The organism is Jejuia pallidilutea, assembly GCF_002973595.1.
Lineage (GTDB): Bacteria > Bacteroidota > Bacteroidia > Flavobacteriales > Flavobacteriaceae > Jejuia > Jejuia pallidilutea.
Window position 1 is genome coordinate 118,272 of record NZ_PVEO01000003.1, and the last position, 25,422, is coordinate 143,693.

General features: G+C 33.7%; 24 protein-coding genes and 2 pseudogenes. 17 read left to right on the forward strand and 9 right to left on the reverse strand.

Annotated elements, in window-relative coordinates; all coding sequences use genetic code 11:
- Positions 1-46: 46 nt before the first annotated feature.
- From rnc to CLV33_RS06565, 3 genes are read right to left on the reverse strand one after another with little or no spacing between them, the layout of a single operon-like run.
- Positions 47-787 carry a ribonuclease III gene (rnc, locus tag CLV33_RS06555; RefSeq protein WP_045371533.1) on the reverse strand — a complete coding sequence of 247 codons (741 nt, stop codon included), beginning with the start codon at positions 785-787 and terminating at the stop codon, positions 47-49.
- 7 nt (positions 788-794) lie between these two features.
- Complete coding sequence (gene fabF, locus CLV33_RS06560; protein ID WP_105473225.1) at positions 795-2,045, reverse strand: beta-ketoacyl-ACP synthase II; 1,251 nt, start codon at positions 2,043-2,045, stop codon at positions 795-797.
- 13 nt (positions 2,046-2,058) lie between these two features.
- Positions 2,059-2,292, reverse strand: coding sequence for an acyl carrier protein (locus CLV33_RS06565; RefSeq protein WP_009778413.1), 234 nt, complete (start codon positions 2,290-2,292; stop codon positions 2,059-2,061).
- Positions 2,293-2,476: 184 nt separating this feature from the next.
- Between CLV33_RS06565 and purN the strand changes: the two genes are divergently transcribed.
- The gene (gene purN, locus CLV33_RS06570) at positions 2,477-3,040 is read left to right on the forward strand and encodes a phosphoribosylglycinamide formyltransferase (RefSeq protein WP_105473226.1); all 564 of its coding nucleotides are present in this window, start codon (positions 2,477-2,479) and stop codon (positions 3,038-3,040) included.
- Between the two features lie 65 nt (positions 3,041-3,105).
- On the opposite strand, the gene CLV33_RS06575 is transcribed toward purN, so the two are convergent.
- Positions 3,106-3,699, reverse strand: a complete 594-nt coding sequence (locus CLV33_RS06575) for a Crp/Fnr family transcriptional regulator (protein WP_105473227.1) — start codon at positions 3,697-3,699, stop codon at positions 3,106-3,108.
- A 50-nt stretch (positions 3,700-3,749) separates the two neighbouring features.
- Positions 3,750-4,799, reverse strand: coding sequence for a hypothetical protein (locus CLV33_RS06580; protein ID WP_146109716.1), 1,050 nt, complete (start codon positions 4,797-4,799; stop codon positions 3,750-3,752).
- A gap of 212 nt (positions 4,800-5,011) precedes the next feature.
- On the opposite strand from CLV33_RS06580, the gene CLV33_RS06585 reads away from it, so the two are divergent.
- From CLV33_RS06585 to CLV33_RS17665, 14 genes and pseudogenes are all read left to right on the forward strand, one after another.
- Positions 5,012-5,560 (forward strand): DUF4402 domain-containing protein, encoded by a 549-nt coding sequence (locus tag CLV33_RS06585; RefSeq protein WP_105473229.1) that lies wholly within the window; start codon positions 5,012-5,014, stop codon positions 5,558-5,560.
- A 40-nt stretch (positions 5,561-5,600) separates the two neighbouring features.
- Positions 5,601-6,140 carry a DUF4402 domain-containing protein gene (locus CLV33_RS06590; protein WP_105473230.1) on the forward strand — a complete coding sequence of 180 codons (540 nt, stop codon included), beginning with the start codon at positions 5,601-5,603 and terminating at the stop codon, positions 6,138-6,140.
- A gap of 330 nt (positions 6,141-6,470) precedes the next feature.
- A complete protein-coding gene (locus tag CLV33_RS06595) occupies positions 6,471-6,992 on the forward strand; it encodes a DUF4402 domain-containing protein (RefSeq protein WP_105473231.1) in 522 nt (173 codons plus the stop codon).
- Positions 6,993-7,220: 228 nt separating this feature from the next.
- A complete protein-coding gene (locus CLV33_RS06600) occupies positions 7,221-7,742 on the forward strand; it encodes a DUF4402 domain-containing protein (RefSeq protein ID WP_105473232.1) in 522 nt (173 codons plus the stop codon).
- A 100-nt stretch (positions 7,743-7,842) separates the two neighbouring features.
- Positions 7,843-8,325: pseudogene (locus tag CLV33_RS06605) on the forward strand (DUF4402 domain-containing protein).
- A 37-nt stretch (positions 8,326-8,362) separates the two neighbouring features.
- Complete coding sequence (locus CLV33_RS17515; RefSeq protein ID WP_170063985.1) at positions 8,363-8,911, forward strand: DUF4402 domain-containing protein; 549 nt, start codon at positions 8,363-8,365, stop codon at positions 8,909-8,911.
- Between the two features lie 51 nt (positions 8,912-8,962).
- On the forward strand, positions 8,963-9,823 hold the full coding sequence (locus tag CLV33_RS06615; protein ID WP_146109717.1) for a fimbrial biogenesis chaperone: 861 nt from the start codon (positions 8,963-8,965) through the stop codon (positions 9,821-9,823).
- A 91-nt stretch (positions 9,824-9,914) separates the two neighbouring features.
- Positions 9,915-10,595: a DUF4402 domain-containing protein gene (locus CLV33_RS06620; protein WP_105473236.1), complete on the forward strand. Its 681-nt coding sequence runs from the start codon at positions 9,915-9,917 to the stop codon at positions 10,593-10,595.
- Positions 10,555-13,251: a hypothetical protein gene (locus tag CLV33_RS06625; RefSeq protein WP_146109718.1), complete on the forward strand. Its 2,697-nt coding sequence runs from the start codon at positions 10,555-10,557 to the stop codon at positions 13,249-13,251. Before CLV33_RS06620 ends, CLV33_RS06625 begins: the two co-directional genes overlap by 41 nt.
- Before the next feature lie 173 nt (positions 13,252-13,424).
- Positions 13,425-14,069: a ribonuclease H1 domain-containing protein gene (locus CLV33_RS06630; protein WP_105473238.1), complete on the forward strand. Its 645-nt coding sequence runs from the start codon at positions 13,425-13,427 to the stop codon at positions 14,067-14,069.
- A gap of 298 nt (positions 14,070-14,367) precedes the next feature.
- Positions 14,368-14,658 carry a hypothetical protein gene (locus CLV33_RS06635; RefSeq protein ID WP_105473239.1) on the forward strand — a complete coding sequence of 97 codons (291 nt, stop codon included), beginning with the start codon at positions 14,368-14,370 and terminating at the stop codon, positions 14,656-14,658.
- Positions 14,659-14,714: 56 nt separating this feature from the next.
- Positions 14,715-15,536 carry a GLPGLI family protein gene (locus CLV33_RS06640; RefSeq protein ID WP_105473240.1) on the forward strand — a complete coding sequence of 274 codons (822 nt, stop codon included), beginning with the start codon at positions 14,715-14,717 and terminating at the stop codon, positions 15,534-15,536.
- Positions 15,508-18,186, forward strand: a complete 2,679-nt coding sequence (locus CLV33_RS06645) for a hypothetical protein (RefSeq protein ID WP_105473241.1) — start codon at positions 15,508-15,510, stop codon at positions 18,184-18,186. The genes CLV33_RS06640 and CLV33_RS06645 overlap by 29 nt, the downstream gene beginning before the upstream one ends.
- Positions 18,187-18,221: 35 nt before the next feature.
- Positions 18,222-18,302, forward strand: a pseudogene (locus tag CLV33_RS17665) (ribonuclease H); the annotation flags it as partial.
- A 184-nt stretch (positions 18,303-18,486) separates the two neighbouring features.
- Here the strand turns inward: CLV33_RS17665 and CLV33_RS06655 are convergent.
- The 3 genes from CLV33_RS06655 to CLV33_RS06665 all read right to left on the reverse strand — a co-directional run bounded on the left by CLV33_RS06655 (position 18,487) and on the right by CLV33_RS06665 (position 20,825).
- Positions 18,487-19,239: a T9SS type A sorting domain-containing protein gene (locus CLV33_RS06655; RefSeq protein WP_105473242.1), complete on the reverse strand. Its 753-nt coding sequence runs from the start codon at positions 19,237-19,239 to the stop codon at positions 18,487-18,489.
- Positions 19,240-19,334: 95 nt separating this feature from the next.
- Positions 19,335-20,366, reverse strand: coding sequence for a hypothetical protein (locus CLV33_RS06660; protein ID WP_105473243.1), 1,032 nt, complete (start codon positions 20,364-20,366; stop codon positions 19,335-19,337).
- Between the two features lie 3 nt (positions 20,367-20,369).
- The gene (locus CLV33_RS06665) at positions 20,370-20,825 is read right to left on the reverse strand and encodes a T9SS type A sorting domain-containing protein (RefSeq protein WP_170063986.1); all 456 of its coding nucleotides are present in this window, start codon (positions 20,823-20,825) and stop codon (positions 20,370-20,372) included.
- A gap of 476 nt (positions 20,826-21,301) precedes the next feature.
- On the opposite strand from CLV33_RS06665, the gene CLV33_RS06670 reads away from it, so the two are divergent.
- Both CLV33_RS06670 and CLV33_RS06675 read left to right on the forward strand, forming a co-directional pair.
- Entirely contained in the window at positions 21,302-22,243 is a 942-nt protein-coding gene (locus CLV33_RS06670; protein ID WP_105473245.1) for a PfkB family carbohydrate kinase, read from the forward strand.
- Between the two features lie 58 nt (positions 22,244-22,301).
- On the forward strand, positions 22,302-24,200 hold the full coding sequence (locus CLV33_RS06675; RefSeq protein ID WP_105473246.1) for an amidophosphoribosyltransferase: 1,899 nt from the start codon (positions 22,302-22,304) through the stop codon (positions 24,198-24,200).
- A gap of 600 nt (positions 24,201-24,800) precedes the next feature.
- Here CLV33_RS06675 and CLV33_RS06680 read toward each other — a convergent pair.
- Complete coding sequence (locus tag CLV33_RS06680; RefSeq protein ID WP_042240498.1) at positions 24,801-25,409, reverse strand: superoxide dismutase; 609 nt, start codon at positions 25,407-25,409, stop codon at positions 24,801-24,803.
- Positions 25,410-25,422: the final 13 nt, after the last annotated feature.

Sequence of the window (25,422 nt, forward strand, 5' to 3'; positions counted from 1 at the left end):
TATCCCTAAAAAACAACTAAAACGTTGTAGTTCTAGCGTTGTGAAACTAAATCATTTTAGACATTTTACTTTGAAAAGCAAAAAAAGCGCGCTTTGATGCTTTTTCTTCTGCTTTTTTCTTTGAAGTAGCTCTGGCTTTCGCAACAATTTTATCGTCTATAGAGAGTTTTACTGAAAAGTGCCTAACATCATCATTACCTGTATCTTCATAAACATGATAATTAAATAGTTTCTTTTCTTTTTGGCACCACTCAATTAAAAGGCTCTTGTAACTTATTACTTTACCCTCTAACTGCTCTATATCTACATGCGGTATAATGATGCGTTCATAAATAAATTTCTCACAATATTTATAGCCTTTATCTAAAAAAATAGCGCCTACTAGAGCTTCAAATAAATTACCGTGAATGTTATCTCCAAATTGGCCTGCTGGAATTTTGCTTTCTACCAAATCTATAAGATGAAGTTCTCTTCCTAATTCATTTAAATGCTCCCTACTCACTACTTTAGAACGCATTTTAGTGAGGTAACCTTCGTCGCCACTAGGCACTTCCTGAAACAAATGCGATGCAATTACGGCACTTAACATAGCATCTCCTAAAAATTCCAGGCGTTCGTAATTAATAGCGTTCCCCTCACCATCTTTTATATTCATGGAACGGTGCGTAAATGCCTTTTTAAAAACGGCTATGTTTTTAGGTTTATACCCTAAAATATGATGCAATTGCATAAAAAAATTCCCGTTTCGTTTGGAACGGGAATTTAATATGTTGCGAATGATATTCATTCAGGATTTAATCTATTTTCTTGAATAACACACAGGCGTTATGACCGCCAAATCCAAAGGTATTACTCATTGCAACCTTAACATCTCTTTTTTGAGCTTTGTTAAGTGTTAAATTTAATTCTGGGTCTATATTCTCATCAACTGTTGTATGATTAATAGTTGGCGGAACAACACCATGTTCTATGGCCAAAATACTGGCTATAGCCTCAATAGCTCCAGCTGCACCTAAAAGATGCCCTGTCATTGATTTTGTAGAATTAATATTTATCGCTTTAGCATGATCTCCAAATACCTTAGAAATCGCTTTTAGCTCCGCTACATCACCTAACGGTGTTGAAGTACCATGTGTGTTTATATGATCTACATCCTCAGGATTTAATCCTGCATTTTCTAAACAGTTTTTCATGACTTCAACTACACCAACGCCTTCTGGATGTGGCGCCGTCATATGGTGTGCATCTGAAGATAATCCACCTCCAGCTACTTCAGCATATATTTTTGCGCCTCTTGCTTTTGCATGCTCGTACTCTTCTAGAATAAGTGCGCCAGCACCTTCGCCAAGAACAAAACCATCTCTTGTACCATCAAAAGGGCGAGAGGCTGTTTCCGGACTTTCGTTTCTAGTAGATAATGCATGCATTGCATTAAAACCACCCATACCAGCAATAGTTACAGCTGCTTCGCTTCCTCCAGTTACTACTACATCGCAATGTCCTAAACGTATCATGTTTAAGGCATCGAAAATAGCATTGGCCGAAGAAGCACACGCTGATACCGTTGTGTAATTAGGCCCCATAAAGCCATACTTTATGGAGATGTTTGCAGGTGCTATGTCTGCAATCATTTTTGGAATAAAGAACGGGTTAAATCTTGGTGTACCGTCACCTGCAGCAAAGTTTAAAACTTCTTGCTGAAATGTTTCCAATCCACCAATACCTGCTCCCCATATTACACCAACACGCAACTTATTTAACTCGTCTACGTTTAATTTTGCGTCTACAATAGCCTCATCTGAGGCTACCATAGCGTATTGCGCAAACTTATCCATTTTTCGAGCCTCTTTTCTATCAAGAAAATCGGTTGCGTTGAAGTTTTTTAATTCGCAAGCGAATTTAGTTTTAAACTTCTCGGTATCATAATATGTAATAGGCGCAGCACCGCTTTTACCACTAACTAAGCCTTCCCAATATTCGTCTTTGGTATTGCCAATTGGTGTTAAAGCTCCTAGTCCTGTAACTACAACGCGCTTTAGTTCCATAAAAATGTTTTGCTTATTTTGCTTCTTCTATATAAGAAATAGCTTGACCAACAGTAGCAATATTTTCTGCTTGGTCGTCTGGTATTTGGATATCGAATTCCTTTTCGAATTCCATAATTAATTCCACAGTGTCTAAAGAGTCTGCTCCTAAATCGTTAGTGAAGCTAGCTTCTGCAACTACTTCGTTTTCATCAACACCTAACTTGTCTACGATAATCGCTTTTACTCTTGATGCAATGTCTGACATAATCTTTTAATTTTAAAGGTTTAATTAGTTGGCAAAAATAAAAAACTTTATTTTAAAACACAGTTTTACAAAAAAAATGTGTCTGTAATTTACAAAAAATTACATTCTAGTATTTACATTTACCCTCTAATTGTTAATATTTATTCTTTTTTGTTCGAATAATCTTAACACTATAGTCTGTAAAATGAAACGTATTGTAATTTTTGCGTCCGGTTCTGGGAGTAATGCTGAAAATTTAATTAAGTTTTTTCACAACAGCGATAATGCGTCTGTTATTCAGGTATTGTGTAACAATCCCCATGCCAAAGTTTTAGATCGTGCTAAAAGATTAAAGGTTAGCGCCATAGCATTTAATAGAATAGCCTTTTCTAAAACAAATGATGTTTTAAATATCTTAAAAGCATCGCAACCAGACTTAATTGTTTTGGCGGGATTTTTATGGAAATTTCCTGAGTTTATTTTAGATGAGTTTGCAAATAAAGTAATTAATGTACATCCTGCGCTATTACCCAAATATGGTGGAAAAGGCATGTACGGTATGCATGTACATGAGGCGGTTGTGGCCAATAAAGAAACTAAAACGGGCATTACCATACATTATGTTAACGAAAATTATGATGAAGGTGCTACTATTTTTCAGGCTGAATGTGATGTTCTAGAGACCGATACTGCCGAAGATGTAGCTGGTAAAATTCATGAATTGGAAATGGAACACTTTCCGAAGGTGGTTAACGATTTGCTTCTATGACTGGTTTAAATTCAAGAAAGTGCGCTGTAGACACTTTTTACAAGCAATTTTGGACTTTTCTAGTTTTACACACACATTACTGCGTTCTTTTCTATACGGGATAAGGTTTCAGGACGCATATTGAGTAGCGATGCTAAATATTTTTTGGGGGTTCTTTTGATAATTTCAGGATGATTATTTTTTATAAAATACTCGTACCTACCTTTAGAGCTCGGTATGCGTGATGCAAAAGCACGATATTCAGCAAAAAGATAATATTTTTCTAAAATAATTCGGGATAAAGCTTCCATTTCCTTAAAGTTTTTTAAAGCAAAATGAAAATCCTCATAACTAATGCATTCTGCATAAGTATCTTCTAAACATTGTATGTTCTCTTGTGCTGGTTCATTTTTAAAATACCCAGATATGGAAGTAACCATTTCGCCATCAACACTAACCCAATTCGTAATTTGCTTTTTTTTGTAATTAAAAAACCCACGGATTAATCCCTTTCTAATAACATATATATATTTGCAAACCTCACCTTCATTTACTAATATTTCATTTTTTTTAAAATGTTGAGATTTAAGGGAAGATGACAAAAATTTGTTTAAACTTTCTGACAATGGCTGAATTGAATTCAATAAAACAATGGTGAATAGATTATTGTTTTTAAACATGGTTAATTTTTTGTGGGGAGGGGAGATAATTATTTAGGGAGTAGTAGGTTCTATATGCTACTTAATTCATTTTTTACTTTTTTAATGTGGTGTATGGAAAAGCCTGTTATACTGGCTGCATCTTTCATACTGGTATTGGTCTCTATTAATATTTTTAGTTTATTTTTTCTTAAGGCGCTTATTATGGCACCAGGTTTATCTGGAGCCAGTTTAGCATACAGCATACGGTTTGATAATTCAAAATGTTCACAAATATCAGAAACACTAACTTTTGCAATGTTGTCCTGCATATATGTTAAAATAGCTTCCTTACTAACTTCATTCGCAACAGCGTTCTTTTTTTCTTCTTTTTTAAAGCTCTTGTTTTTGCCTCTAAAAAAAGTAAAATTCAGTTGCCTTCTTTTAATAAGCAAAAAGCAAGAGTATAACACAAATACTATTGCCAAAACCGAGACCAAATATAAAAAATCTTTTTTTAATAATGTTGTAAACATATTTGCCTCGCTTGTTTCTTGACCATTTATAATGTTTTTAATTTCCTGATAATTTAAGGTAATCATTCCATTTTTGCTTTCCATAATCAACCTATCTTTAATAAAATAGGTGTTATTACTAAATGTTAGTCCTTTGATAATTAGCTTCAATTCTTCATTTGGAATATTGTAATAGAATAGGCCTTTGGCTGTTGAAAATGCCAACTCATCATTACTAATAAAAACGAGGGCAAGCGCTTTTTGTGACCTTAAAATGTTTTTTAAATTTTTAAACGTATTGCTTGAACTTAATACCGTTTCTATATTCTCCCCTGTAACATTATTGTACACGTACTCTTTTACCACCATATCCAGAGCATTTGAAACCGTTGTTTTTAATTGTAATTTTTCAGTATTGGTTTTAAAGGAATAATGTATGGAGTCATTAATTTCTAATTGGTGTGGTTTTGAAAATAAGGCATTGTAAAAGTGATTCTTTTTAAATAAAACTTTAAAGTTTGAAGGCGAAAACTCCATTAACGGAACAACAGCAGAATGGCTGTTTAATAAGAACGTAAAATTGGCAATCAATAATAAAACATGTAAAGCCAGCTTGATATGAATCATTTGCAATTGAAATTTATTTTTCAGCGACAAAATTATATGAAAACCCAGAAAACAAAGTTGATTTTTTACACCTGAAATTGACATATATCAAGAAAAGGTTAATTTTTACCATGCTGTAAAAAAAAACCCGATTTCGATAAATATTAACCCAGTGCCTGTTTATATAAAATTTGATTTGTTGAATACATTTGAACAAAAATATTTTTAATAAGATGAAAAGTTTAAAAATTTCGTTGGTTTTCATGGCGTATATGCTTTGGGCTAATTATGGTGCGCAAGCGCAAACAGCAAGTAGCACCTCTACAGCTGTGATTGTTCAACCCATATCTATTTATTCGTTTGGTAGTGTTCTTAATTTTGGAGCATTCACCCCAGACCCATTAAACCCTTCAACCCTAACCCTAACACCTGAATCAAGTACCAGTGCATCAAAAGACTATGCCTCAAACCTCATACTGCATGAGTATTCTGATAGGGCTGCTGGCTCATTTTATGTTGAAGGTGCACCTGGTGCGGCATTTATTGTATCATTACCCGAGTCTGCTACGCTCACTAACGAAAATACAGACACCATGACAGTTACTGATTTTACAGTGGCTGAAGCTTATACTTTTTACGATGAATTTGAGAGCACTAACGTATTTAATATAGATGACGATGGTGAACTGCCTATTTTAGTTGCTGGCACACTGAATATTGGTGCCGCACAGCCTAGTGGCAATTACTCCGGAAATTATCTAGTAACTGTTAATTACCAATGAGCAGACACCATAATATTACCAACATTAAACATAAGAAAAAATGAAAATTTTAAAAATAGTAATGGCAATAGCAACAATGCTGTTCATGAGTAATACTGTACTGGCGCAAAATCAAGAAACTGCTTACGCATACGCCGAAGCTGTAGTGCCATTAATGCTCAACAAGGGCACCAACGATCTGGCTTTTGGTGCCTTACAACCAGACCCCTTGGCAGCAGCAACGCTTACTATATCAGCTGCTGAAACACCAACAGTAACAAAAGGAGGTGGTTCAAACCTTATTGTATATAATTTTAAGCCACAAACCGCAGCAGAATTTGACTTGACAGGAAGTCCTTTTGGAGGGTTTATAATAACACATCCTAGTACTGCTACCTTAACAAATACTGATAGTGGAAACAGTGAAACCATGACTGTAGACAATTTCACAAGCAATGCTACTTATTCCTTTAACACCCTAGACTTTATCAAAAACGACGGCACCTATAAAATTTATATAGGTGGTACATTAAATATTGGTGCTGCACAAGCAGTAGGCAGCTACACAGGAACATTTGAAGTTACCGTTAATTACTTTTAATTTTTCAAGAAAAGCACGCATCATTGAATTTAAAATTTTACGGCTAGTTAGCCTCTTACATTTTTAATAATGATTCTATTTACAAGCTTTTTCAAACTATAGATTAAAGTGTTTTTAAACGAAAATCATTCAGGGTGTATCTGTAACATACCACTCAGCATTTGAAACAGTATTTTAAAACTTGACATATATCAAGAAGACGCTAAAACTTTTCAAAAAGATAAAAAATCACCCAATGTTTGGGGCAAATTGCCCCCTATAAACTTGAAAAAAGAAATATGCTAATCAAGATATTTGCATCATATTAATAAATAAAAAACGTTCAAACAAATGAAAAATTTCAAATTACCATTATTAGCATTAGCTCTATGTTTAGGGTTTTCTGCAAAAGCGCAACAATCAGCAACTGCTACAGCAACAGCAAGTATTGTTGCTGCCGTTTCATGTAGTCAAGGTGAAAACAACCTTGCATTTGGAGCTATGAATCCAGATGCTACAGCTGCAACAACATTAGCATTATCGCCAGCTGAAACTACATTGGCAACTACAGGTGGTTCAGGTTCATTAATCTTGTACACATTTTTACCTAGAACAGCCGCAGATTTTAATGTTACAGGAATTGGAACTGCAAATTACACAGTAACCCTTCCTAATTCTGCAACCTTAACCAACCAAACGGATGGTACAACGCAAATGACTGTTGACAACTTTACAACCAATTTAACAAGTAATATTGGTACGTTGATTGATGGCGCATCGACTTTTTATGTTGGTGGTACGTTAAATATTTCTGGAGCACAGCCAGTAGGGTCGTACAGTGGCACCTTTCAAGTTACTGTTAATTACAACTAAATTTGATTGCGTTAAAATAACGCTCAAGTAATCGCCTAAACTCGTTAACTTGTTTCTTTTGTTCAAAACTGGTAAAACTAAATACGGAAAAAATTGTGTGCCAAAAGCCACTTTCTGATATCTCTCATTTACCTAAGCACAAGAAACTAAAGTTAACGGGTTTTTACTCCAAAAAGGCACCTACAAACTTAACCAATTCAAGCACGGTAAAACCCTAAAATAATAACCATGAAAAAGTACAAAACAATTCCAGTACTATTCATCATACTTATAGCTTGTGTAGCTTTACATGCTCAGACAGCAACTGGTACTTCTACCGCCAGTATTGTAGCAAGTATATCCTGTACGGTGGGCGACACAGTACTTGACTTTGGCGCCATGAGTCCAGACGAAGACAATCCATCAACTTTAACGCTAACCCCAGCATCACCTACCATTGCAACTACTGGTGGCGGGCCTAATATTGATGTATATGACATTAAACCCAAAACAGCAGCTCAATTTAATGTAACCGGAAATGATAACGCCACATATTCTGTGGTATTGCCACAATCAATTACCCTTGCCAATTTAGACATCGATGGGTTTTTCATGACAGTTACCAATTTCACCAGCAGCTTAACAAGTAATTCTGGAACTCTAGTCAATGGGCAAGCCGCTTTTTATGTAGCAGCTACCTTAAATTTAGCAGCAGGCCAACCTGTTGGAAGATATTCAGGGGAATTTGATGTCACTGTTAGTTACGATTAGCACACTCATAATTTAGATCTTATAATACTATTTTAACGATATAAAAATGAAACAATTAAATCTGTGCATAATCTTATTAGCCGTCTTGAGCACAACCAAAATGGCTCATGCACAAGGAACAGAAACTGATGATGCGCGAGTAACTTCATCTATAATTCCTGCCATAGTCTGCACAATAGGTCAAAACAGCCTTCAATTTGGGGCTTTATCAGCAGACCCTAACACCGCATCTACCCTTACATTAAGTGCTTCGAGTCCAACCACAGTAACTGTTGATGGTGTTTCTAGCATTAAAGTGTATTCCTACCTGCCCAAATCTGCTGCAGACTTCAATATATTAGGAAAAGCGGGAAGCCGTTTTTCAGTAACACTACCAAGCCAAACGACTTTAACAAACACAACAGAGGTTGGGGTAACCATGACTGTTAATGAGTTTACATCAAATCTATCAAACAATATTGGTTCATTATCTGGCAGTTCTGGTTAGGCCTCCTTTTTTGTTGGTGCTATGTTAAACGTAAATGCAGCTCAAACCAATGGTAATTACTCGGGCACTTTCAGTGTCACTGTTAATTACGACTAATCACCTGCATTACCAAATACCTAAACAATTTATAAAAATGTTTTTATTAAATACAGAAATCAAACAATTATACGCATTAGCCATAATAGCTATGTTTTTTAAAAGTGCAGCTATTTATGGACAAACAGGGACAAGTGCTGGTAAAGCCGAAATTTTGAGAAGAGTAACTGTTTACAAAAATGATGACCTTAGATTTGGAGCCTTTACGCCGGATGCACAAAACCCTTCAACAGTGATGATTGTCCCTAGGTCATCTGGAAACGCTTCGTTTATAGATGATTACAGCACAAACCTAATCTCCCATAATCACTTACCAAGAACAGCAGCTAAATTTACAGTGCAAGGGGCAAGTGGCACACAATTCATGGTTACTTACCCTACAAGTATTCAATTAACTACTGTTGGTGATTCTTCAAATACTGAAGAAATGACGGCTTTTGATTTTACAACCACCTTGGAAGACGATAGTAGCAGACTACAAGGAGCTCCAGTTGTATTCTATTTAGGAGGTTCATTAACCATTAATGGCAACCAAGCGCTAGGTGCCTACTCTGGTTTAGTAAGTGTAACAGTAGCTTATTTTTAAGTAATCATATTTGTTCCAATAGTCTTAATTTTTTTCTAAATATCGCATAAAATGAAAACACAGAAAAATAAATCAATATTTCATGTCCTATTACTTACCATCGTGTCTTTGTCAAGTTGGCTAAATATATATAGTCAAGGTGATTTAATGGTAACACCAACCAGGTTGGTTATGGAAGACAACCAATATACCAAAATGGTTACTTTGGTTAATATAGGTAAGGATACAGCCGTATATTCGGTATCATTTTTAGAGTACCGCATGACACCTCAAGGCGGCATTGAACAAATTAAAACGCCAGATGAAAACCAATTATTTGCCAGCAAACACCTACGTGTATTCCCACGACGTTTTACATTAGCCCCAAATGTAGCACAAACCATGCGTGTTCAATTTAGGCGTGATCCTGAAATGACTGATGGTGAATATAGATCGCATTTATATTTCCGTGACGAACAAATTAATACACCCGCTGGTATGCCTAATGACAATCCTGATGCAGCCAAAGGTATCAGCATACAACTTATCCCTGTTTATGGTATTAGTATTCCTGCAATAGTTAGAGTTGGAGATTTATCTGTTGAAGCAACCATTACAGATATTAACTGTAAAAAAATAACAGATGAGCAAGCCGAACTAGATTTTACCATTGAGAGACATGGCACTAAAAGTGTATATGGCGATATTGTGATAGAGTATTGGCAAGAAGGTCAAGAAAAAATAAGAATCGCAAATTTAGGGGGAAATAGTATTTATACTCCCAATAACTTACGTCACTTTAAGCACACCATTAACCGCACCGAAGGCATCAATTTAACTAAAGGAAAAATACGTGTCAGCTATGTAGAAGACGCTTCTAAACAAGACACTGAAATCTTCGCCAGAAAAACAATAAATCTGGAGGAACTATAAATATAATCAAGTGTTTCTTTATAACTATTAAAACATAACAAAACCTATTTAAAGTTGTCTAATAGTTAAAACATATAAACCGTTAGCTAACATGTTTGTTGCTTTATTATTAAAACTAAAAATTGACTTTAAAAAGAACTCAAAGTATATAAGTTCTTTTTTTAGCTTATGCATGTTGGCTTTTAGTTTGTGTTATGGCACCTTAACGGCACAACAAAGAAACACCTATTCTAAGTCTTTTTCCAATAAAAGTAAATCGCATTTTTCAATAATTTCTTCCCCCAGCAACAACACTGAGCAACATAACGACTCTTTAAACATTCGTAATGTTTCAAAACGTCCTGCCATAGTAGCATTTCAAAACACAAAAAAGGACATAGACATTTATGCCGTACAAGATTTAAATTTTGGGTCTTTTACAGCTACTTCTGGAAGCCAAATTACCTTATCCCCACAAGGCGCCTTAAGCCATGTAGGGAATGTACATTTAATCGGTTATGAATTCCAACCCGCTGTATTTGAGATTATTGTGGATAATCAAAAAACGTTACGCTTGCAAATTGAATTAGAGAACCCACAGCTTGGTGATAATTTAAAATTGGAATTAGAATTAATAAGCGATATACAAAACACCTTTTTTGAAGTATATCCGCCACCTCAAAAAAACTATATAAATATAGGAGGAAAATTAAATATCCTTGAGGGAAATACCATCATTGCAGGCGATCTAAATGCTAGATTCAACATTTGGCTTACGGTTGCAAATGAATAAGGTAACGCTTTACATATATAGGTTGTTAGGTGGCTTCAAAACAAACAAATTATTGCTGTTTACTTTTACATTTCTTGTGTTAAATCTAGGAAGTTTTAGCGTATTTGCAAATGAAAAATACAGCATTACAAATAAAAATGGAAAGGATAAAAAAAAAATCAACCTTGATGATTATGAAGAAATTATAATCTTACTAAAAGTAAAAACACTTGGTAATTTTGAGTTTGATGTATATTACTCCAAGGAAAAAATATTTATACCAATATCAAGGATCTTCAACTTACTAAAAGTTAACTATAATTATGCCGCAGGAGAAAAAACTATTACTGGGGTTTTTGACAACAACAAACCCTATGAAATCAATTTTGAAGATGATATTATAAAAATACAAAATACCGAATATAAAGTCCCTTTGGGTTATTTGGTGCCAACAGGTTCTGATTTAGCATTGGAATCAGAACTATTTGCAGAAGCTTTTGGCCTTAACATAAACTTTAATTTTAATGGACTTTATATTGATTTTGAAGCACCTTTTGAACTACCCATAGCTAAAGAAAAACGCCTCCAAACATTAAGAAACAATCTTGAAAAATTAAAAAATGAAACACCTAATGCTGATTCTACTTATGTTCGCGAACATCATATATTAAAAGGAGGCATTGTCAATTACACCATCAATGCAACACAATCTAATGGTAAATTTCAAGGCTTAAACGGCAGAGCTTCCCTTGGCACTGAATTATTAGGTGGTGAAACTAATTTTAATTATAATTTTAACACCAATAATACATTTAATTTTAACCAGGTCAACTTTAATTGGAGAATAGCGAATGACAATAATAAGTTTGTTAAACAATTAAATGTTGGTAACTTATCAGGTTCAAAAATAACCACCATGCAAAGCCAATTAATAGGAGCATCCATAACAAATGCTCCTATACGGCAGCGCTCCGTGTATGGTGAAACGACCATTACTGATTTTACAGAACCCTACTGGACTGTTGAGCTTTATATAAACAACACTTTAATTTCTTATGTTGAAACGGATATAAGTGGTTATTATAACTTTAACATACCGCTTGCCTATGGCAAATCTGAAATAAAATTAAGGTTTTACGGCCCTACAGGGGAAGAAAGAGACAAAGAACTCGAAATATCAATTCCTAACAATTTAGTTCCTAAGGGAAAAATAGAATATTTTTTGGACAGCGGGTTAACAGTAAATGATGCTGCGTTTTTTACCCACGGAGAACTTAACTATGGCTTTAATAGGCACCTATCACTTAAAGGAGGTTTAGAATATGTATCGGCCTTTGAAAAAAACAAACTCATTCCTTTTGCTGGCGTATCTGCTATTGCAAACGCCAACCTATTTGGCAATATGGAATATGTTCACAAGGTTGGAGCTACTTTTAATCTTAATTGTAATATTAATTCGCAGCATTCCATCAACTTCAATTATGAAACATACAATCCCGAACAGGAAGTGGTGCTAACCCCTTACAATCAACGCAGTAGGCTTATGCTGAACACGCCAATATTTATTAAAAATACGCAGTTGATGATGCGCAACACCTTTGAACAACGCAAATCAGCTTTCACTACAGACAATAGCCTACAATCAGAATTGTCTTTTTATAAAAATAGATTTTCATATCGCTTAACAACATTTGCCAGATGGAATGAATATTCAGGCCTAAACATGGCAGGTAACTTAACATCAGCTATCAGGCTCCCAAAAAACATAGCATTACGTGCAGGTATCGCTGCTGATATTAAATTAGGTACACTGCAAAACATGAATGTGATACTTGAAAAAAAATTTAAAGATCAAAGTGAGTTACAAATTACCTACCAAGACGGTTTTTCTCCAGAAACCAGAATGATCAATTTAAGCTACAGAAAAAACATCAAAAAAATAAGCACGTTTCTATCAACGGCTTTTAGCAAACATGCCGTATCAACTTCAGAAGGCATTAGTGGAGGATTTGCTTTTGATGATATGGGGGTTTTAAAGGCTACCAATAACCTAAGCGTTGGTACAGGAAATATTGCACTTGTACCATTCATGGATATCAACCATAACGGATTACGAGAAAATGACGAACCGCTTGTGGCAGGTTTAAATGCTCGAATTGATAATCGTATATTAAGAAAACAGCCAACCGATACCATTTTAAAAATAACCGGACTCATTCCTCATATTAGTAACACCATTACACTAGATGACAGCAGCTTTGAAAACATTTTCTGGAAAATTAAAGACAAACATCTTAAAGTGTATATTGACCCCAATCAATACAAAACAATACCTGTCCCAGTTTGTCCAATGGGAGAAGTTTACGGTTATGCGTATTATAACAAGAACAATCAGCTAAAAGCAGCTCGCGGAATCATCATTAATATCCTGGATGAACATGGAAATAAAATAGCGCAAACCATGACCGAGTCTGATGGTTATTATGCATACCTTGGGTTGAAACCCGGCAATTACACCATAGAAATAGACAACTCACAGCTTAACAAGCTCAATATGAAAGCTAACACCATTCGCAACATAAGCATTAAAGAATCTATTGATGGGTATAGCAAAGGCATTCAGAAATTACTGCTCACTGAAAAAATTTCGCAAACAGTTGCAAAAAGCAGCTGGTAGCCAGCATCAAATAATAAACGTTAACCGCGGATTAATTTTATCACATTAAAAACGCCTAAAAACACATGACAATAGTTTTTCTTTTTAGTTAAATTTACATGCGCAAAAGCATCTCACAAAACAATAAGGTAGTAAAAAACACTTAAAATTTGCTTATGCGCTAGAATACCACCATGAGCAAAAAAAAGAAAAAGAAATATTACACCGTTTGGAAAGGGCACCATACAGGCGTTTTTGAATCTTGGAACGATTGTAAAGCCCAAATAAAAAACTTTGAAGGCGCACAGTACAAGTCGTTTGATACCTTTGACGCCGCCAAACAAGCTTTAAAAGGCAATTATTTTGATTACGTTGGAAAAAACAAAGGTTTTAAAAGTGAATTATCTGCCGAACAACTTAAAAAAATAGGACAACCCAATTATAACTCTATTTCGGTAGATGCCGCTTCATCTGGAAATCCAGGAAAAATGGAATACCGCGGTGTTGATACAAAAACCAAAAAACAACTCTTTATACAAGGTCCTTTTGAGGAAGGCACTAATAACATAGGCGAGTTTTTGGCTATTGTACATGGTTTGGCCTTGCTTAAAAAAAATAAAAGCGATAGAATTATTTATACAGATTCTAAAACTGCCATAAGTTGGGTGAAAAAGAAAAACTGCAATACAAAACTACCACAAAACGCTAAAAATAAACCTGTTTTTGAGTTGGTAGATCGTGCTGTGGAATGGCTTAAAAACAACACCTACACTACCATAATTGTAAAATGGGAAACCAAAGCTTGGGGCGAAATTCCTGCAGATTTTGGGCGAAAGTAGCTTTTAAGAAAAAACAACAAAAAATATCGAAAAACTTTCATTATTCATTTTTTTTTTTTTACGTTTGGATTATCTAATTCTTTCATTTAATAAAAAGCCAGTTAATTGAACGTTTTAGATAAACTGTTGCAACTCATCAGCGCTGATTTTTTTCTCTCACTAATTTAAATAGTATGGCTACAACTTAAGGCTTAACTGTTGTAGCAGAAATGGCTTATTACATTTTGGCTTGTATTATTAATCAACTAAGTTAGGTTTTTGAATTTTCTATAACCACCTTAGTGTAAACATTTTTAAAATGAAAAAAGTAATTTTATTTTTTGGTTTACTTCTAGGCTGCTCAATTTTTGCCAATGCTAATCCAGAAGTAAACAAAATTGAAGAAATAGAAGAATATACTATTTCCTTAAATGGCGATGAAGATTTATTTGGCTGTAGAGCCTCTTGCTGGGGAGAAGTTACAAATACTGAAACTGGAGAGTCTGCCTTTTTTACTGCAAGTGTAACAGCAGATGATTGTGTTACAGCACAGACATCATGTATTAATAGTGTTATGAGAAAAATTCACAATTTTATGCATGCAAATTAAGTCAACAAAAAGAGTTTTCCTTGTGAGGAAAACTCTTTTTATAAACTATTTAAGCAATGATTAAAAAATGCACTTTATTTTGTTGTTTACTTTTTGTGTTTTATAGTTTTGCTCAAAAAGATTCTACAATTGTATATGAAATTGATTACACTCGTGTACTACACCCTCCCAGCAGAGCTGGTGGCTATACGTCTATATATTCTCTAGATATTTTACCCCAACTTGAAATCTCAATTTACAGTAAGAAAAATAAATCTTCTCAGGATGATGTGATAAAAAATGATAAAGATGATGATGCACTTTTCTACTATACTCCTAAGGGCAAAAATACTAGTACCGTATTCAAAAACTACATCAAAAATAAGTTGTTTTCCACAGCAAGTATTGGTTCTAAACAGTTTGTTATTGAAGATTCGTTGAGCATATTTAATTGGAAAATTCTAAAAGAAACGAAAGTTATATTGGGGTATTCCTGCCAAAAAGCTACAACAAGTTTTAGAGGGAGAAAATACACAGCTTGGTTTACCAGCCAATTACCAGTTGGAGGCCCGTGGAAGTTTGACGGTTTACCGGGAATGATTTTAGAAATTAAATCAAAAAATTCTTTTATTTTCTTTGAAGCTATAGGTATTAGAAGTAGAAATGTTGTAAAAGCTATTATAAAAAACCCCTTCAAAAAAGAGAAAACATTATCTTGGGCAGACTTTAAGGCTTTATATAAGAAAAAGGCAATCGATTTAAGTAAGTATCGAACATCTTCTGGGAATGAAGGCCAAATTATTCTATCAAGGATGGGGATCGAACGCTATATAGAGGATAATGACACAGACTACACCGCCGATAAAGATTTTGAAAGAGAACGCAATAACAAAAATTAATTTATTTATTGTACTTATTACGCTTTCAACTTCTTTGGCAAACTCCCAAATAATAAGCGGTATAATAACTGACGAAAACGCAAAGCCCTTAAGGGCAACTATTTTAATAAAAGAAGTTTCAAAACCTAATCTTATTAGAGAATTTCATATAGTTCGTAATGGAAATTTTTCTTTTGAATTAAAAAACACCTACCCTGAAGCTATTATTATCGAAATAGTTTCAACTGGTTTTATTACAAAAACGAAAAAAGTCATCTTTATAAAGGAAATAAATATTTATAATTTTGAATTTGTTCTTGTAAAAGATACAACAACAAAACTAGATCAGGTATTAATTGTCGCCAAAAAACCGCCTGTAAAAAAAGCAAAAGATACTGTTTCTTACAATTTACGCTCTTTTTTAGATGGTTCAGAAGAAAAAGTTCAAGATATATTAAAAAAACTACCTGGAATTGAAGTAAATAATGAAACAGGCTTAATTAAATACAACGGCAAATTAATTGAAACTGTCACGTTAGAAGGTGACAACCTTTTTGGTTACAATTATGCAACAGGTACAAAAAATATTAATGCAGATATTATTAGCTCCGTTGAGGCTATAGAAAATTACTCTGAAAATGTTTTACTTAAAGGAATTGAAAAAGGTGATAAAGTAGCTTTAAACCTAAAGCTTAAGAAAAATAAAACTGACTTTTCTGGTAATTTTGATTTAGGTTTGGGTGTTTTTGACAGTATCCAAAATGTAGCAAGCAATTCTTCCATTAACGTTTTAGGAATTAATAAATCCTACAAGTCTTTTGGAACGTTTTCCCATAACAACGTTGGCGACAATGCTTCTCCTTTTAATTACTACAGTTCTGATTTAAATTTAGAGCGATTAAAAGAGCTTGACCTTTTTACTGAAAAAATCATCCCCGAATTTCAAATTATTAGTTTTCTTGAAAACAATAAGTCAAACATAAACAACCAACTATTTACTAGTTATAACAGTATGTTTTCTTTAAATAAAAAACTAAAATTAAAAGTCAATTTATACTATTTAAAAGATAAGTTAAGAAGCAATCAATTAATTCAAAATGAGTATAAAATAAATGAAAACGAATTTATAACATTTGACAAAAAAAACGCCTCAAAAGCACCAAAGCAATACAGAAGTGATGTTGAATTAAAATATTTTTCTTCAAAATCTACCCTGCTTAAATACAACTTAAGCTTAAGGAAAGAAAGCATAGAAACAAATATTGATATATCATCTAATCAGAATAATGATTATTTTTCTTTCTTAACATCAAGAAATGAATTTTTAAAACAAAAACTTGAATTTACAAAGAGGTTATCTTTTAATTTGGCTTTCCAATTATATTTTATCCAGTCAGAAAATACAATTATTCAGGATTTTAATTTGATTCCAAAAACATCAAATAATGTTATTGAAGATAACATACAGAAAGTAGATTTAAGTAAAAATAATATTGAAATAAAATCTAAAATTTTAGGGTCTAAAAATGAAAATAAATGGGTTTTTGATATTGGGGCTTTTAAACAGAAAGAGCCATTTCAATCAAATTTATACGATGCAACAAACCCAGATCAAACTCTTAATGAAAATACTACGAATAATTTAGAATATAACAAAAAAGCTATATACAACTTTGCGTCATATCAACATAAGATGGGTGATTTTCGCATTGCTCCAAACTATACTTTAAGTTTAATCCATCAAAGCTTAGGTAATCAAATTACTCAATCAGAGGATGGTTCAAAAGTATTAGTTTTTGAACCATCAATAAACATTTTCTATAAAGTTAACTCAATTTCTTCGTTTACGTTAGATTTAGGACTCAATCAAAACACTAATACAATTAGAAATTTATTTAATAACCCCGTTCTAATTAACAACAGGACTAAAATTCAAAACACGCCCAACCTTTCCTTTCAAAAAAATCAATTTTACAGTGTATCTTACAATAAACACGACTTATTTAATCAGTTACAGTTAGTCTTAGGAGCTAAATACCAAAAACAAAAAGGCAATTTTTTTTCAAATACGACCGTAAATTCTAATTCTAATTTAATTAATTACTTTTATTTATCGGACAAAACAGAAAATTTAGATTTCAATCTAATATTTTCAAAACTTATTTCTCCAATTAATACTAATATTAAATTTAGTTCATTTTTTTCCTTATCTAACTATAACAACATTGTCAATAATTCGATATTGAGGAACAATAAAAGTGAGCAGTTTTTTAGTGAATTTTTCATAAAAACTGCATTCAAGTCAAAGATTAATTTTGAAAATGAAATTAGCTACCAATCAAATAAAGTTACAAGTGAAACTATTTTTAAAAATGAATCTCTAATTAATAAATTTAAAATTATTTATACCCCTACAGATGATTTATTCGGAACATTAGCCTTGGACTACTTTATCCCTAAGTTTGGTTTACAATCAAAAAATTATAAATTTTTAGAAGTAAAAATCTCATACAAACCGGTAGATGAAAAATGGAAGATAAGCCTTATTGGCAGCAACTTGTTAGGTGAGGATAATTTTATACAAATTCAAAATACTGATATCTCCAATAACCTTTTCAGGAGTAATTTATTAAATAGATATTTATTATTTAGTTATTCTTATATATTTTAAACTTATAATATTCTGCCAAAAAAAACTTAAAAAGCAATTATCCCTGCAACACAGTTATTATAAAATGGGAAACCAAAGCCTGGGGCGAAATTCCTGCGGATTTTGGGCGGAAATAAAAAAAGAGGCTGACTGGAAAGTATTTTTAATGTCATTCAGAGCGATAGCGAAGAATCTCAAAACACTCATTGTCAATGTTTTTTTTTAAAGATTCTTCATCCCGTTAGCTATCGGGACCATTCAGGATAACACTTTTCAGACAGCCTTTTTTTAATGCCTGTGTTAGCAAAAGCTTTGAGTTGTTTAATCTTTAATAAATTTTACGGTGTTCCCGTTTTCTAATTTTAAAAAGTATAGGCCATTGGCGAAGCTTTTAATATCAACAGCCTCATTATCAGAAATTTTACCATGAGCGATTTCTGAACCTAATGCATTATAAATACTATATGTTGCTTTATTTTTTAAGCCTGAAACTTTAATATATTCGGAAGCAGGATTTGGTAATACTTTTGTACTATTGGAAACAGTAAACGCATCAAGACCTAATGTATCATCTGAAATTGAAACTGAAAATTTGGCATCTGTTATAGATAAACTAACTCCATCTCGGAAAAGATTACCTCCAGAATATTCATTAATAAAATCGGCAACAATACTCATACCTGTATCTATGGTAAATTCAAAAGTATATTGGTTGCCTTGAGTTACATTTACGTTGCCAGTAACATTTATTCTAATAGGGTCATTTACTTGACTAATGGTTATTTCAGGATATGCTTGCGTATATATAGGTGTTCCGCTAACCGTATTACCACTATATACTTTAAGCGTACCAGCTGATATTGTACCAGTTGTAGCGGCAAGGAATTGAACGTACTCTAAAGCTCCACTACACTCTGCTGTAAAGCCTTGACCTATAGACCAATTTGCAGTACTTTCCCAAGGCACTGCAAATTGAGGGTTATTACTTACAACACATTGTGCTGTTAAATTTTGTAATAAAAACGTGAAAGCTAGAATTAAGGTTGTTTTAATAGATAAGTAATTGTTTTTCATTTTTTTTGAATTAAGTTTAGTAATTGTTTTTTGCTGCTAACAAGGCATAGCGTTTTTTTTATAAGCCTCACTAAAACATAAACCCAATTGGTATGTTACAAGCCTATCCAAAAAGTATAACCCGATTGGAAGGTAAGGAGACAGTAAAAATCATAAACAGCAACATCAAATCCTGTAGGATTTGGAGTATCTACCTCTATCATTTTACCACGGTCAAAACGTGTAATACCGTTTACAGCATAACCACATTCACAGTTTTCGAACTGAATAGTGTAAACGTTGCCCTTAGTAACACTTTGCGGAGTGCTCAAGGTTATGGAGTTAATGCCGGCTGAAACACTTTCTGTCTGCGAATGCAACAAAGTGCCGGTATTCCCTTCGCCTTCATAAATCTTTAACGTTACGCTCGTAGCTGTTTTAGAGTTTAAATCGATTTTAGAAATAGCATCAGTACCTCTTGGTATAAATGTTTGTGCAAAATTATTAACATAACCTGGATCCATATACTCACTTGGGCCTCCCACTTCATCAATTCCGTCAGTGCCCTCATATTTTGCTACTTGTAATTGGTTATCGGTGCTATTGTAAATCACAGTTCCTCTTGGAGGATTAGCGATTGCGTCGCGTTCTGTAGTGGATAGGTTGGTAATAACCATAGCTCCGTTTTGGATACTTAACGCGTTATTAGTTACATCATCTAAATCAATATTATTAACTGTTTCTGCTGTTTTGGCATGTAATGCATAAGGCACGCTCATTAATTCACTGGTAGCGGTTATGGTATAGTTGTTACCACCTTCAGGATCTGTTTCAATTTTAACAAAATATGGTCCGTTTGCCCAATCAATAGTTGTAAAATCACCTGTTTGAACGTTTCCTGTTCCAATGGCAATACCAATTAAGCCCTCGTTTGATGTAACAGGTGCTTGTGTTTCTACATAAACTGCTGTTCCGTTAGCATTTCCTTGCAATACACTAATTTGCATTCCTACAGATTGATTTGAAATTAACGAATTATCTGTAGCTCTTAATACTGCTTGATAATTTATTTTTTGGGGCGCTTGCGAAAAGCCCGTATAGCAAATTGTTAAAATAAATAGGGTAATTAAGGTTTTTAAAGTTTTCATTGGTTAGTTCTTTAAGATTTTAAATGATTTAATTAGGGTATTGTCTTTGTTAATTTTTAAAATGTAAGTTCCCGGTGTAAAAGATTGCATATTTACATGGGCTGTATTGGCTGTTAATTGGCCTTTTAAAAGCTGTTTGCCTTCTAAACTATACAGCACGTAGGTGTATGGAGCGTCCATTGCATTGGTAGCAGACAACACTAATACATCTGTAGCTGGATTAGGAAATGCTTTTAAGGACACACTAATCATAGCATCCTCTGGTGAGTTTAACGTTTCAGAAATAGTGTAAGCTTGTATCACTCCAGAATTTAAGCTATAACTGCCATTTGTGGTAAGGTTTGTTAACGTTTCTCCTACACTGTAGGAAACTGTTCCGCTAGATCCTGAAACAACACCGCCTGAAACCGTGGCGTTTTGCTGTGCTTGTAATGACGTTAAAGCACAAATACCTAACATAAATAAGTAATTTTTGTAGATCATATTTTTTGGGTTTTGATAAATTTGGGACACAAAACTAAAAAAAATCATACGCTAAAAAAGCAACTCTAAGCATAAAAAAACCAAGAAAATTATAAGTAATTCATTCTGAATATGATAACTAAAAACAAACTGTCGTTTCTATTTTTTAAATAAAAACTAATCAAACTACATTTTATAAAGTATTGAAAATCAAATTATTAATATCTAATAGGCTTTAATCATTCATAAATAAAAAAATATACTATCCGTTCTGTATTTAAGAAACCACATGCTATATATCCTGAAAGATTGAAACTTATGGTCTTAATACACATCTTTCTTTTTTCAATTATAAAATCTACTCAAATTCACAAGTGCTTATTAAAAACACACCCAAAGCCATATTCACTAATTTTTTATTCCATTAGTTTTTAAAAGGTTTATATTTGCAAAAAAATCAGTACTCCATTTTTATGAGTAAACTAGTAATAGTTGGTACCGTAGCGTTTGATGCCATTGAAACGCCCTTTGGTAAAACCGACAAAATCTTAGGTGGCGCAGCTACCTTTATTGGACTTTCAGCTTCACATTTTAATGTAGATGCAACCTTAGTATCTGTTGTTGGTGGCGATTTTCCAGAAGACTACCTAAATCTTTTAGCAAATAAAAATCTTGATATTTCAGGTATTGAAATTATTAAAGAGGGCAAAACATTTTTTTGGAGCGGTCGTTATCACAACGATATGAACTCAAGGGATACATTGGTTACAGAATTGAATACACTTGCCGATTTTAAGCCTGTTGTACCAAAAAATTATACCGATGCAGATGTAGTAATGTTAGGAAACCTACATCCACTCGTACAATCTAGTGTGCTAGACCAAATGCAGAAAAAACCTAAGTTGGCAATTTTAGACACCATGAATTTTTGGATGGATTGCGCCTTAGATGATTTGTTAAACGTTATAAAACGTATAGACGTTATTACCATTAACGATGAAGAAGCGAGACAACTTACCGGAGAATACTCGCTTGTGGTTGCCGCAAGAAAAATTCATGAGATGGGACCAAAATATGTAGTTATAAAAAAGGGGGAACACGGTGCGCTATTGTTTCATAACGACAATGTGTTTTATGCGCCCGCCCTACCTCTAGAAGAAGTTTTTGATCCCACTGGTGCAGGCGACACCTTTGCAGGAGGGTTTGCTGGCTATTTAGCTAAAACCGGCGATATCTCTTTTGAAAACATGAAAAACGCTGTAATATATGGTTCTACCTTAGCATCGTTTTGCGTAGAAAAATTTGGCACAGAGCGTATGCAAAATTTATCTAAAGACGACGTTGAAAAACGACTGTTACAGTTTAAACAATTAACGCAATTTGAAATAGAATTAACTCAAGGTAGCGCACTCTAAACGGGTGCGTTTTTATTAGAGGGAAGTTAAGAAACTAAACATCAATTAAAAACCAAACATGAGCGATGCTTTAAAACATGAATGCGGAATTGCACTCATAAGACTTAAAAAACCGTTAGAGTTTTACAAAGAAAAATACGGAAGCGCATTTTACGGGGTAAATAAAATGTACCTCATGATGGAAAAACAGCACAACCGTGGACAAGATGGTGCTGGTTTTGCAAGCATAAAGTTAGATACAAAACCTGGGGAGCGTTACATTAGTAGAGTACGTTCTGTTGCACAACAACCTATTCAGGATATTTTCGATCAAATAAACGATAGAATAAATACCGAGTTTAAAAATCATCCAGAATATAATGACGATGTTGCTTTACAAAAACGCAACATTCCCTACATTGGCGAATTGCTTTTAGGGCACGTACGTTATGGTACTTTTGGAAAGAATAGCGTAGAAAGTGTACATCCGTTTTTAAGACAAAACAACTGGATGCATAGAAATTTGATAATGGCCGGTAATTTTAACATGACCAATGTTAAGGAGCTGTTTCAAAACCTTATTCAGCTAGGGCAACATCCTAAAGAATATACAGACACTATTACCATCATGGAAAAAATTGGTCATTTTCTAGATGATGCAGTAAGTAAAATATATAAAAACTTAAAAAAAGAAGGGTACAACAAGCAACAGGCGTCGCCCTTAATTGCAGAACGCCTTAAGGTATCTAAAATACTAAAACGCGCAGCAAAAAACTGGGACGGAGGTTATGCCATGGCAGGATTAATAGGCCATGGAGATTCTTTTGTGCTACGCGACCCAGCAGGCATAAGACCATGTTATTATTACAGCGACGACGAAATAATTGTTGTAGCTTCAGAACGTCCAGTAATACAAACTGTATTTAATGTAAAATTTGAAGATGTAAACGAGCTACCTCCAGGACACGCCATTATAACTAAAAAATCGGGTAAGTTTTCAATAAAAAAGATTTTAGAACCATTAGAACGAAAATCTTGTTCTTTTGAGCGTATTTATTTTTCCAGAGGAAGTGATGCAGAAATTTACCAAGAGCGCAAAATGCTTGGTAAACTACTAATGCCAAAAGTGCTAGATGCTATTGATGGGGATTTAAAAAACTCTGTGTTTTCTTATATTCCTAATACTGCTGAAACATCTTTTTATGGAATGATTGAAACAGCTGAATCTGAGCTTAACAAAAAGAAAACAGCAACTATTTTAAATGGTCAACGCAATATTTCAGCTGATAAGGTTACTGAAATTTTATCAGAACGCATTCGAGTAGAGAAAATTGCCATTAAAGACGTTAAACTAAGGACCTTTATTACTGAAGATAGTAGTAGAGACGACCTAGTAGCCCACGTTTACGATATTACATATGGTGTTATACAGCCCAACGACAATTTAGTAATTATAGACGATAGTATTGTTCGTGGTACAACGCTTAAAAAAAGTATCTTGAAAATGCTAGACCGCTTAAACCCAAAACGTATTGTAGTTGTATCGTCTGCACCACAAATACGTTACCCAGATTGTTACGGTATAGATATGGCTAGACTAGAAGATTTAATAGCTTTTAGAGCTGCTTTGGCGTTATTGAAAGATCGCGGACAATATCATATTGTAGAAGATGTTTACAAAAAATGTAAGTCGCAAGAAGATTTTGAAGACAAAAATGTACTGAATTATGTGAAGGAAATTTACGAACCGTTTTCTGATGATGAAATTTCTATTAAAATTTCAGAATTATTGAGCGATACATCTATTAATGCTGAAGTTAAAATATTATTCCAACCTGTTGAGAATTTACACAAAGCGTGTCCAGAGCATCAAGGAGATTGGTATTTTACAGGCAATTATCCTACCGATGGAGGAAACAGGGTTGTGAACAGAGCGTTCCTTAATTTTTATGAAGGCAATAAAGAAAGGGCTTATTAATTATCATTTTGCTAATTTTTTTACGGTTAAACCGTAAACTATGTATTTTGTCTGATAAATGCGCAATTCATCTAATAAATATTCTGATTATCTAAAATACATATAAATTGGTCTCACCATAACATAAGTAGGTTAAGTTCATGGTAGATTTGGGGCAAAAAAAGGTGAACATCTGTTCGCCTTTTTTTATGCAGTCTTCTTAACAAAAGATAAGATTACAAAAGCCTATATAACACTGGGGTTTGTTTAAAACTAATGGTTTGTTAATTATTTACCCTAAGCAATTCCTTTAAGCCAATTTATAAGCAGTTCAGCCAAAATATTTTTGGAAGCCTTAGCATGACTCTATATTTGAATCACCATAACATAAGTAGGTTAAGTTTATGGTAGATTTGGGGCAAAAAGGTGAACTGTACAGTTCACCTTTTTCATTTTAAACCCAAAAACACTTTATGTAGATGTTTACTATTTGCCTAAAACACTTAAACTGTAACATTTTATTTGTTTTCTTTTAAAATCAAAAAAAAAGTAGAATTGAGTTCAAATAAAAAACGCTCACCATAAAGTGAACGTTTTAATAAATATTGTATAAAAACCGTTTTACTTAGCCTCAGCATAACGCTTTTCAACCTCATTCCAATTAATTACATTAAAAAATGCATTAATATAATCTGGTCTACGGTTTTGGTAATTTAAATAATAAGCATGTTCCCAAACGTCTATTCCTAAAATTGGTGTACCTCCGCAACCAATTCCTGGCATTATTGGGTTGTCTTGGTTTGCTGTAGAGCAAATTTCTACTTTACCGCCTTTATGTACGCACAACCAAGCCCAACCAGAGCCAAATTGCGTAGCGGCAGCATTAGAGAATGCATCCATAAAGCCTTCTTTAGAGCTGTATGCTGCTTCAATAGCGTCCTTTAACTCTCCAGATAAATATCCTTTGCCCTCAGGATTCATAACACTCCAAAACAAAGAGTGGTTGTAAAATCCGCCACCGTTATTTCTAACAGCACTATTGCTCATGTCTAGATTAGAAAGAATATCTTCAATAGATTTTCCTTCTAAATCGGTGCCTTCTATAGCACCATTTAACTTGTTTGTATATCCTGCGTGGTGCTTAGAATGGTGTATCTCCATTGTTCTTGCATCTATATGAGGTTCTAAAGCATCATACGCGTAACCTAATTCTGGTAATTCAAAAGCCATAATTAATTTTGTT

What these genes read in the sequence shown, in the direction of transcription:
- rnc (WP_045371533.1), bottom strand. Translation starts at nt 787, where the DNA reads ATGAATATCATTCGCAACATATTAAATTCCCGTTCCAAACGAAACGGG.
- fabF (WP_105473225.1), bottom strand. Translation starts at nt 2,045, where the DNA reads ATGGAACTAAAGCGCGTTGTAGTTACAGGACTAGGAGCTTTAACACCA.
- CLV33_RS06565 (WP_009778413.1), bottom strand. Translation starts at nt 2,292, where the DNA reads ATGTCAGACATTGCATCAAGAGTAAAAGCGATTATCGTAGACAAGTTA.
- purN (WP_105473226.1), top strand. Translation starts at nt 2,477, where the DNA reads ATGAAACGTATTGTAATTTTTGCGTCCGGTTCTGGGAGTAATGCTGAA.
- CLV33_RS06575 (WP_105473227.1), bottom strand. Translation starts at nt 3,699, where the DNA reads ATGTTTAAAAACAATAATCTATTCACCATTGTTTTATTGAATTCAATT.
- CLV33_RS06580 (WP_146109716.1), bottom strand. Translation starts at nt 4,799, where the DNA reads ATGATTCATATCAAGCTGGCTTTACATGTTTTATTATTGATTGCCAAT.
- CLV33_RS06585 (WP_105473229.1), top strand. Translation starts at nt 5,012, where the DNA reads ATGAAAAGTTTAAAAATTTCGTTGGTTTTCATGGCGTATATGCTTTGG.
- CLV33_RS06590 (WP_105473230.1), top strand. Translation starts at nt 5,601, where the DNA reads ATGAAAATTTTAAAAATAGTAATGGCAATAGCAACAATGCTGTTCATG.
- CLV33_RS06595 (WP_105473231.1), top strand. Translation starts at nt 6,471, where the DNA reads ATGAAAAATTTCAAATTACCATTATTAGCATTAGCTCTATGTTTAGGG.
- CLV33_RS06600 (WP_105473232.1), top strand. Translation starts at nt 7,221, where the DNA reads ATGAAAAAGTACAAAACAATTCCAGTACTATTCATCATACTTATAGCT.
- CLV33_RS17515 (WP_170063985.1), top strand. Translation starts at nt 8,363, where the DNA reads ATGTTTTTATTAAATACAGAAATCAAACAATTATACGCATTAGCCATA.
- CLV33_RS06615 (WP_146109717.1), top strand. Translation starts at nt 8,963, where the DNA reads ATGAAAACACAGAAAAATAAATCAATATTTCATGTCCTATTACTTACC.
- CLV33_RS06620 (WP_105473236.1), top strand. Translation starts at nt 9,915, where the DNA reads ATGTTTGTTGCTTTATTATTAAAACTAAAAATTGACTTTAAAAAGAAC.
- CLV33_RS06625 (WP_146109718.1), top strand. Translation starts at nt 10,555, where the DNA reads ATGCTAGATTCAACATTTGGCTTACGGTTGCAAATGAATAAGGTAACG.
- CLV33_RS06630 (WP_105473238.1), top strand. Translation starts at nt 13,425, where the DNA reads ATGAGCAAAAAAAAGAAAAAGAAATATTACACCGTTTGGAAAGGGCAC.
- CLV33_RS06635 (WP_105473239.1), top strand. Translation starts at nt 14,368, where the DNA reads ATGAAAAAAGTAATTTTATTTTTTGGTTTACTTCTAGGCTGCTCAATT.
- CLV33_RS06640 (WP_105473240.1), top strand. Translation starts at nt 14,715, where the DNA reads ATGATTAAAAAATGCACTTTATTTTGTTGTTTACTTTTTGTGTTTTAT.
- CLV33_RS06655 (WP_105473242.1), bottom strand. Translation starts at nt 19,239, where the DNA reads ATGAAAAACAATTACTTATCTATTAAAACAACCTTAATTCTAGCTTTC.
- CLV33_RS06660 (WP_105473243.1), bottom strand. Translation starts at nt 20,366, where the DNA reads ATGAAAACTTTAAAAACCTTAATTACCCTATTTATTTTAACAATTTGC.
- CLV33_RS06665 (WP_170063986.1), bottom strand. Translation starts at nt 20,825, where the DNA reads ATGTTAGGTATTTGTGCTTTAACGTCATTACAAGCACAGCAAAACGCC.
- CLV33_RS06670 (WP_105473245.1), top strand. Translation starts at nt 21,302, where the DNA reads ATGAGTAAACTAGTAATAGTTGGTACCGTAGCGTTTGATGCCATTGAA.
- CLV33_RS06675 (WP_105473246.1), top strand. Translation starts at nt 22,302, where the DNA reads ATGAGCGATGCTTTAAAACATGAATGCGGAATTGCACTCATAAGACTT.
- CLV33_RS06680 (WP_042240498.1), bottom strand. Translation starts at nt 25,409, where the DNA reads ATGGCTTTTGAATTACCAGAATTAGGTTACGCGTATGATGCTTTAGAA.